This window comes from Pseudomonas sp. GW823-FHT02F05, assembly GCF_058797315.1.
Genome location: NZ_JBXAJM010000005.1, coordinates 222,890 through 228,889, shown reverse-complemented (window position 1 = coordinate 228,889; position 6,000 = coordinate 222,890). Strand labels below are relative to the sequence as shown.

Here is a 6,000-nt window from a genome sequence, read left to right as displayed (position 1 = left end):
ACTCACAGACGCCGCGTTTATTCAGGAAGCACGCGTTATCGTTGACGTTTTTCGCGAGCAAGCTCGCTCCTACAGCCGCTGGATAGTCACAGACCCCGCAGGCCCAGCCGGCCCCGGTTGCCCCTCCAACCCTGGTCGGCCCTTTTCGCCGCCGTCCGCGCGGTACACCAGGCAGCCCTTGGACTGCCCGCCCTTGCCGGGTTTACCTGCAACACCCGCCAGGCCTCCAGCCCCGCCATCGACCCAGACCTTGATCTGTTCAGCCGGGAATTCCTGTGGCAACTCCAGGCGTACCTGGGCGCCCGCTGCCCCTGGCCGGCCATCGCCGCCGTTATCGCCATTAAAGCCGCGCCCGGCTGAACCCCAGGTGCAACCCGGGTCCACGCCGTTGGCACCGTCCAGGCCCGCATATCCTTGGGCTCCAGCGCCACCACGGGCATCCACCGACAGCGCTTCGGCAGTCAGCGAGTTAATGCGCAAGGTCAGATCACGCCCAGCCTTGGCGGGTTTTTCGTGGGTGCCGGGGGCGCCCCGTGAAGTGATCTGGCTACCGTGCTCCAGCTGCGCCTCGCGCACTTGCATTTGCAAGGCGGTATTGCCGGGCACAATGGTGATGCGTGCGTCGCGCCCCAAGTGCAGCTCATCCACCGTGACCTGGCTGATGGTGGCCGGAATCAGCAAGGTGCCGTAGTCCGCCACGTCCAGGCGCTCGAGCTGCAACACGCTGGTGCTGCTGGGCAGGCGCATCAACGAATTGGTTTCGACACTGACGCTCTGGGCCAGGGCAACGGGGCTGACCAACAGGGCCAGCAGAAAAACCTTACGCATCATGGGGCTCCTGAGTGTTTTCAAATTTTTCTTTGAGCGCACAGTAACGACTTCTACCGGCGATTTGCCAGTGAAGGATCAAAAAACTTCAATTCCACCTCGGTGGGTATCGACCGCCGCGCTCTAGGCCCACGCGCCCAGCCGCGCTAGTCTCTACGGTCTTGATGCGAGGATCTGCAATGACCGCTGGAATTTCTGCCCGTACGCCCCAACAAGCCTTGGCGGCCCTGCTGGACCTTCACAGGCCAAAACGCCTGTTGTTAGTGGGCGCCAGCCAATTTCCGGCGCTGGATGCCTTCCGGGCTGCGCACGCGGATACCGAGGTGTTCTATGCCGCGCCAGGGCCGTTGCCGGAAGACCTCGCGGTGCAGCGCTTTGACCTCGCGCTGGTGGTCGACTGCCTGGAGCACCTGTCCAAACCCCAGGGCCTGACCCTGCTCGGAGGCATCCGTAACCTCAACGCCAGCCGCATTGCCGTGCTGGTCGACCTGGGTGCCTGCGACTGGAAGGACACCGACTTTTTCTCCCTGGCCCTGCAAGCCGGCGAACGCTTCCAACGCGATGATCAGGTGCTGACGCTGTTTACCTATGATCTGCTTGACTATAAACAGGTGCCGGACTGGCTCAACGCCCGCTTCTGGGCCAACCCGGAAAACTTCGGAAAGTATTGGTGGTAACCCGATGAGTACATCCATTTGCCCGTGCGGCAGCGGCAATCTGCTGGATGCCTGCTGCGGCCATTATCACGCCGGCCACCCGGCCCCCTGCGCCAGCGCGTTGATGCGCTCGCGCTACAGCGCCTATGTGCTGGGCCTGGTCGATTACCTGGTCGCCACTACGCTGCCTGCGCAACAGGCCGGCCTGGACCGCGACGCCATTGCCGCCTGGAGTGCACAGAGCACCTGGCTGGGCCTGGAGGTGGAAAGCTCCGAGGTATTCGGCGGCCAGCCTGAGCACGCCTTTGTCACCTTTACCGCGCGCTGGCATGACGCTGCCGGTGAACATAGTCACCGCGAGCAGTCTTCTTTCGTACAGAATGAAGGGCGCTGGTACTTCATCGATCCTACGGTAGAAGTGAAGGCCGGACGTAACGATGCCTGTTTGTGTGGCAGCGGGCAGAAATTCAAGAAGTGCTGTTCCAGCTACTTCTAATCACTCGACGGGGATAGCGCCATGCTTCGGATGTATAGTTTGATGCTGGCGTTGACCCTGGGCCTGACCGGCTGCGCGTCCTGGTTCGAAGACGACGCGCCGCCCCCCCACGTTTCCCTGGTCAAGGTCGAAGTGGTGCGGGCCAAGCTGCTGGAACAGAAATTCAAGCTGTACTTTCGCGTGGACAACCGCGACGACGCCGACCTGACCGTGCGCGGCCTGGTCTACAAGGTCAGCCTGGGCAATCTGGTGTTGACCGAAGGCGAGTCCAACGAGTGGCTGACCGTACCGCCACGCGGTCATAAATTCTTCAAGGTCTCGGTGCGCACCAACCTCTGGCCACAGGTGCGTGAGGTAGTGCAGATGCTGAAAAATCCCGAGCGGCCCGTGCCTTATCGTTTAGAGGGCGAACTGAAAACCGGATTATTCATCGGTAATGACGTGCAGGTGGCACACAATGGCGAGATAATCCCCGGCGATTTTATTCCGGAGCAACATCGATGACACAGCAACCCCATGTCCATGGTCCTGACTGCAACCACGATCATGATCATCATGATCACGACCACGGCCATGTCCACGGCCCGAACTGCGGCCACGCTCATCAAGAGCCGGTGCGCAATGCGTTGAAGGACGTCGGTCGCAACGATCCTTGCCCGTGCGGCAGCGAGAAGAAATTCAAGAAGTGCCACGGTGCTTAAACCGCACGGGTAGGAGCGAGCTTGCTCGCGAAAAACGTCAACGATAGCGCGCGTTTTCTGAGTAAACGCGGCGCCTATGGGTTTCTCGCGAGCAAGCTCGCTCCTACAAAACCTTAAGCCACCTCGATTGGTGGCTGTTTCAAGTTCTCACGCAATTGCCAAAACTCCCGCTTGCGTCGTTTCGCCGCGCTCACTAACGTAGCGCCTTTACTGACGCTACCCCCCGCAGGAGCTTTGCCATGGCCTCGCCAGCCCTCTTACATTTTCTTCCCCGGTTCGGCGTTGCCGCGGCAGTGGTCAGTGCCTTGGGCCTGGCCGGTTGCCAGCTCCAGAACACCCAGGACACCCTGCCGCCCGTTGCCGGCGTGCAGCCAATCAAGGGCCTGGCACAGAATGTGTCGGTGCGCCGCAATGCCCAAGGCATGCCGCTGATCGAAAGCAACACCTTCCACGACGCTCTGTTCAGCCTCGGTTACGTGCACGCCAGCGACCGCATCACCCAGATGGTCACCCTGCGCCTGCTAGCCCAGGGCCGTCTGGCGGAAATGTCGGGGCCGCAAGTGCTGGACGTCGACCGTTTTATGCGGGCGGTCAACCTCAAGAAAAGCGCTGGCGAGTTGTACAACGCCTCATCGCCGCGCCTCAAACGCTTCTTTGAAGTGTATGCCCGAGGCGTCAACGCCTACCTGTTCCGTTATCGCGACAACTTGCCGACGGACCTGGCCCAGAGCGGCTACAAGCCCGAGTACTGGAAGCCGGAAGATTCGGCGCTGCTGTTCTGCCTGCTCAACTTCAGCCAGTCGAGCAATCTGCAGGAGGAGCTTTCGTCCCTGGTGCTGGCGCAGAAGGTCGGCGTCGATAAACTGGCCTGGCTCACCCCAAGCGCACCGGACGAACCCGTCCCGCTGGCCGAAGCCGACAAGCTCAAAGGCGTCAACCTGAACCAGATCACCGGCCTCGCCGGGCTGGAGACGGTGGGCCAGCAATTGCGCGACCTCAATGCCCTGGGCGTCACCACCTCAAGCAACTGGGCCATTGGCCCACAACGCAGCCGCAGCGGCAAAAGCCTGTTGGCCAACGATATCGCCGCTCAGCCACAAGCACCGTCGCCGTGGAACTACGTGCAGATTCGTGCGCCCAAATACCAGGCCGTCGGTGCTTCGATTGCCGGCCTGCCGACCCTGCTGGCGGGTTTCAACGGCAAAGTGGCGTGGAGCATGAGCGCGGTCAAGGGCGACACCCAGGACCTGTTCCTGGAGAAGGTCAAACGCCAGGGCAGTGCGCTGTACTACGAGAACAACGGCAAATGGCTGCCGGCCGGCGTGCGCAACGAAACCTTCTTCATCAAGGGCCAGCGCTCGATTCGCGAAGTGGTGTACGAAACCCGCCACGGCGCTCTGCTCAACAGCAGCCAGGCGCTCACCAGCGGTCTTGGCCTGGCCTTGCAAACCGCCGACTTCAAGGACGACAAGAGCCTGGATGCGTTCTTCGACCTGTCCCGCGCACAAAACGCCGGCAAGGCCTCGGATGCTACCCGCGAGATTCGCGCCATCGGCCTGAACATGATCTTCGCCGACGCCAGCAACATCGGCTGGCAGGTCACCGGCCGTTTCCCCAACCGCCGCGAAGGCGAAGGCCTGTTGCCATCGCCGGGCTGGGACACGCGCTTTGACTGGGACGGCTACGCCGACGCGATGTTGCACCCGTACGACCAGGACCCGGCCCAAGGCTGGATCGGCACCGCCAACCAGCGTACCGCGCCGCGTGGCTACGGCATGCAACTGTCCAACGCCTGGGATGCACCGGAGCGCAGCGAGCGCCTGGCGCAACTGGCCAACGCCGGCAAGCATGACAGCCGCAGCCTGATCGCCATGCAATACGACCAGACCACCCTCTTCGCCGCCAAGCTCAAGAACATGTTCCAGGCACCCGGCATGGCCCAGCCGCTCAAGCAGGCCATCGAGGCCCTGCCGACAGCGGAACGTGCCAAGGCCCGCGAAGCACTGGAGCGCCTGATGACTTTCGATGGTCGGCTGGCAACCACCTCGGCTGACGCGGCAATCTACGAACTGTTCCTGCAGGAAAGCGCCCGGCAGATCTTCCTCGACAAACTCGGCCCGGAAAACAGCGCCAGTTGGAAAGCCTTCGTCAGCAACGCCAGCCTGTCCTACTCGGCCATCGCCGACCACCTGCTGGGCCGTGAAGACAGCCCATTCTGGGATGACACGCGTACACCGCAAATAGAAGACAAACCCGCGATCCTGGCTCGCACCCTGGCCGCCGCCATCACTACTGGCGACAGCCAACTGGGCGCCGACCACAAGGCCTGGCAGTGGGGCAAGTTGCACAGCACCACCTGGAAAAACAGCAGCGGCCAGGTCATCCGCGGCCCCTTTGCCAGCGGTGGCGACCACAACACCTTGAACCCGGCGCCGTATAGCTGGGGCCAGGATTTCAACGCGACCCAGGTGTCGGCGCTGCGCATGATCATCGACTTCGGCCAAGTGGAACCGATGATGGGCCAGGGCGGCATCGGCCAATCCGGCAACCCGGCCAGCCCGAACTATGCCAATGGCATCGACCCGTCGCTGAAGGCGCAATACCTGAGCTTTCCGATGCAGCCGCAGAACTTTGAAAAGGTGTACGGCAAGACAAGGTTGACCCTGACGCCTGGTAAGTAACCGGGCTTCCCTGACGAAACTGGATAACGCTGTGGGAGCTGGCTTGCCTCAATGCCAGTCAGTTAAGGGCTTTTTGTAGGAGCGAGCTTGCTCGCGAAAAACTCACAGGCGCCGCTTTCATTCAGCAAGCACGCGTTATCGTTGACGATTTTCGCGAGCAAGCTCGCTCCTACAGTCGGCGATGACCGCTTGACTGACTGGCATTGTGGCTTGCCTGCGATAGCAGCCGACGGTAACCACGATGCGAAGCGAGCCGCTCTTGATCTTGCTCTTGATCTGCTTTTGATCTTGATCTTAGGCGCCCCGTCAAACCACGCTGGCCGGAATTCGACAGTGATTTGGGGGGTAAACCGGCAGGGATGCCGGTTTAGCCGCCCCGCGCCATGGATGGCGCGTGGCGGCGCCCCCCCAAATCACTGGCGAATTACGGGCACACCGAGCCTAAGCGAGGTGCCGAGTGGTGGGGCAAGAGCCTTTTTGGTTACTTTTGGCTGGGCCGGCATTCCGGGCTCTTTTCCAAAAGTGACCCGCTGTAAAAGCGGAACCCTAAGTGGCCGTTACCGCAGAAATGGATATGTACACAGATAACAGCTTCGGCTGTCAGGCCGCCATCGCAGGCAAGCCAGCTCCCACAGTTG

6 protein-coding genes are annotated in these 6,000 nt (G+C 61.6%); 5 read left to right on the top strand and 1 reads right to left on the bottom strand.

The annotated features are described in order from the left end of the window. Positions 1–69: 69 nt before the first annotated feature. Positions 70–828 (bottom strand): hypothetical protein, encoded by a 759-nt coding sequence (locus AC1RAC_RS09055; RefSeq protein ID WP_034125938.1) that lies wholly within the window; start codon positions 826–828, stop codon positions 70–72. A 179-nt stretch (positions 829–1,007) separates the two neighbouring features. Between AC1RAC_RS09055 and AC1RAC_RS09050 the strand changes: the two genes are divergently transcribed. From AC1RAC_RS09050 to AC1RAC_RS09030, 5 genes are all read left to right on the top strand, one after another. Then, positions 1,008–1,505 (top strand): DUF6231 family protein, encoded by a 498-nt coding sequence (locus AC1RAC_RS09050; protein WP_034125937.1) that lies wholly within the window; start codon positions 1,008–1,010, stop codon positions 1,503–1,505. A gap of 4 nt (positions 1,506–1,509) precedes the next feature. Beyond that, entirely contained in the window at positions 1,510–1,980 is a 471-nt protein-coding gene (locus AC1RAC_RS09045; RefSeq protein WP_034125936.1) for a YchJ family protein, read from the top strand. A 21-nt stretch (positions 1,981–2,001) separates the two neighbouring features. Beyond that, positions 2,002–2,484, top strand: a complete 483-nt coding sequence (locus AC1RAC_RS09040; RefSeq protein WP_054917893.1) for an LEA/WHy family protein — start codon at positions 2,002–2,004, stop codon at positions 2,482–2,484. Beyond that, positions 2,481–2,681 (top strand): SEC-C metal-binding domain-containing protein, encoded by a 201-nt coding sequence (locus tag AC1RAC_RS09035; protein WP_003189235.1) that lies wholly within the window; start codon positions 2,481–2,483, stop codon positions 2,679–2,681. Before AC1RAC_RS09040 ends, AC1RAC_RS09035 begins: the two co-directional genes overlap by 4 nt. A 239-nt stretch (positions 2,682–2,920) precedes the next feature. Next, entirely contained in the window at positions 2,921–5,362 is a 2,442-nt protein-coding gene (locus tag AC1RAC_RS09030) for a penicillin acylase family protein (RefSeq protein WP_492616506.1), read from the top strand. Positions 5,363–6,000 lie beyond the last annotated feature (638 nt).

What these genes read in the sequence shown, in the direction of transcription:
- AC1RAC_RS09055 (WP_034125938.1), bottom strand. Translation starts at nt 828, where the DNA reads ATGCGTAAGGTTTTTCTGCTGGCCCTGTTGGTCAGCCCCGTTGCCCTG.
- AC1RAC_RS09050 (WP_034125937.1), top strand. Translation starts at nt 1,008, where the DNA reads ATGACCGCTGGAATTTCTGCCCGTACGCCCCAACAAGCCTTGGCGGCC.
- AC1RAC_RS09045 (WP_034125936.1), top strand. Translation starts at nt 1,510, where the DNA reads ATGAGTACATCCATTTGCCCGTGCGGCAGCGGCAATCTGCTGGATGCC.
- AC1RAC_RS09040 (WP_054917893.1), top strand. Translation starts at nt 2,002, where the DNA reads ATGCTTCGGATGTATAGTTTGATGCTGGCGTTGACCCTGGGCCTGACC.
- AC1RAC_RS09035 (WP_003189235.1), top strand. Translation starts at nt 2,481, where the DNA reads ATGACACAGCAACCCCATGTCCATGGTCCTGACTGCAACCACGATCAT.
- AC1RAC_RS09030 (WP_492616506.1), top strand. Translation starts at nt 2,921, where the DNA reads ATGGCCTCGCCAGCCCTCTTACATTTTCTTCCCCGGTTCGGCGTTGCC.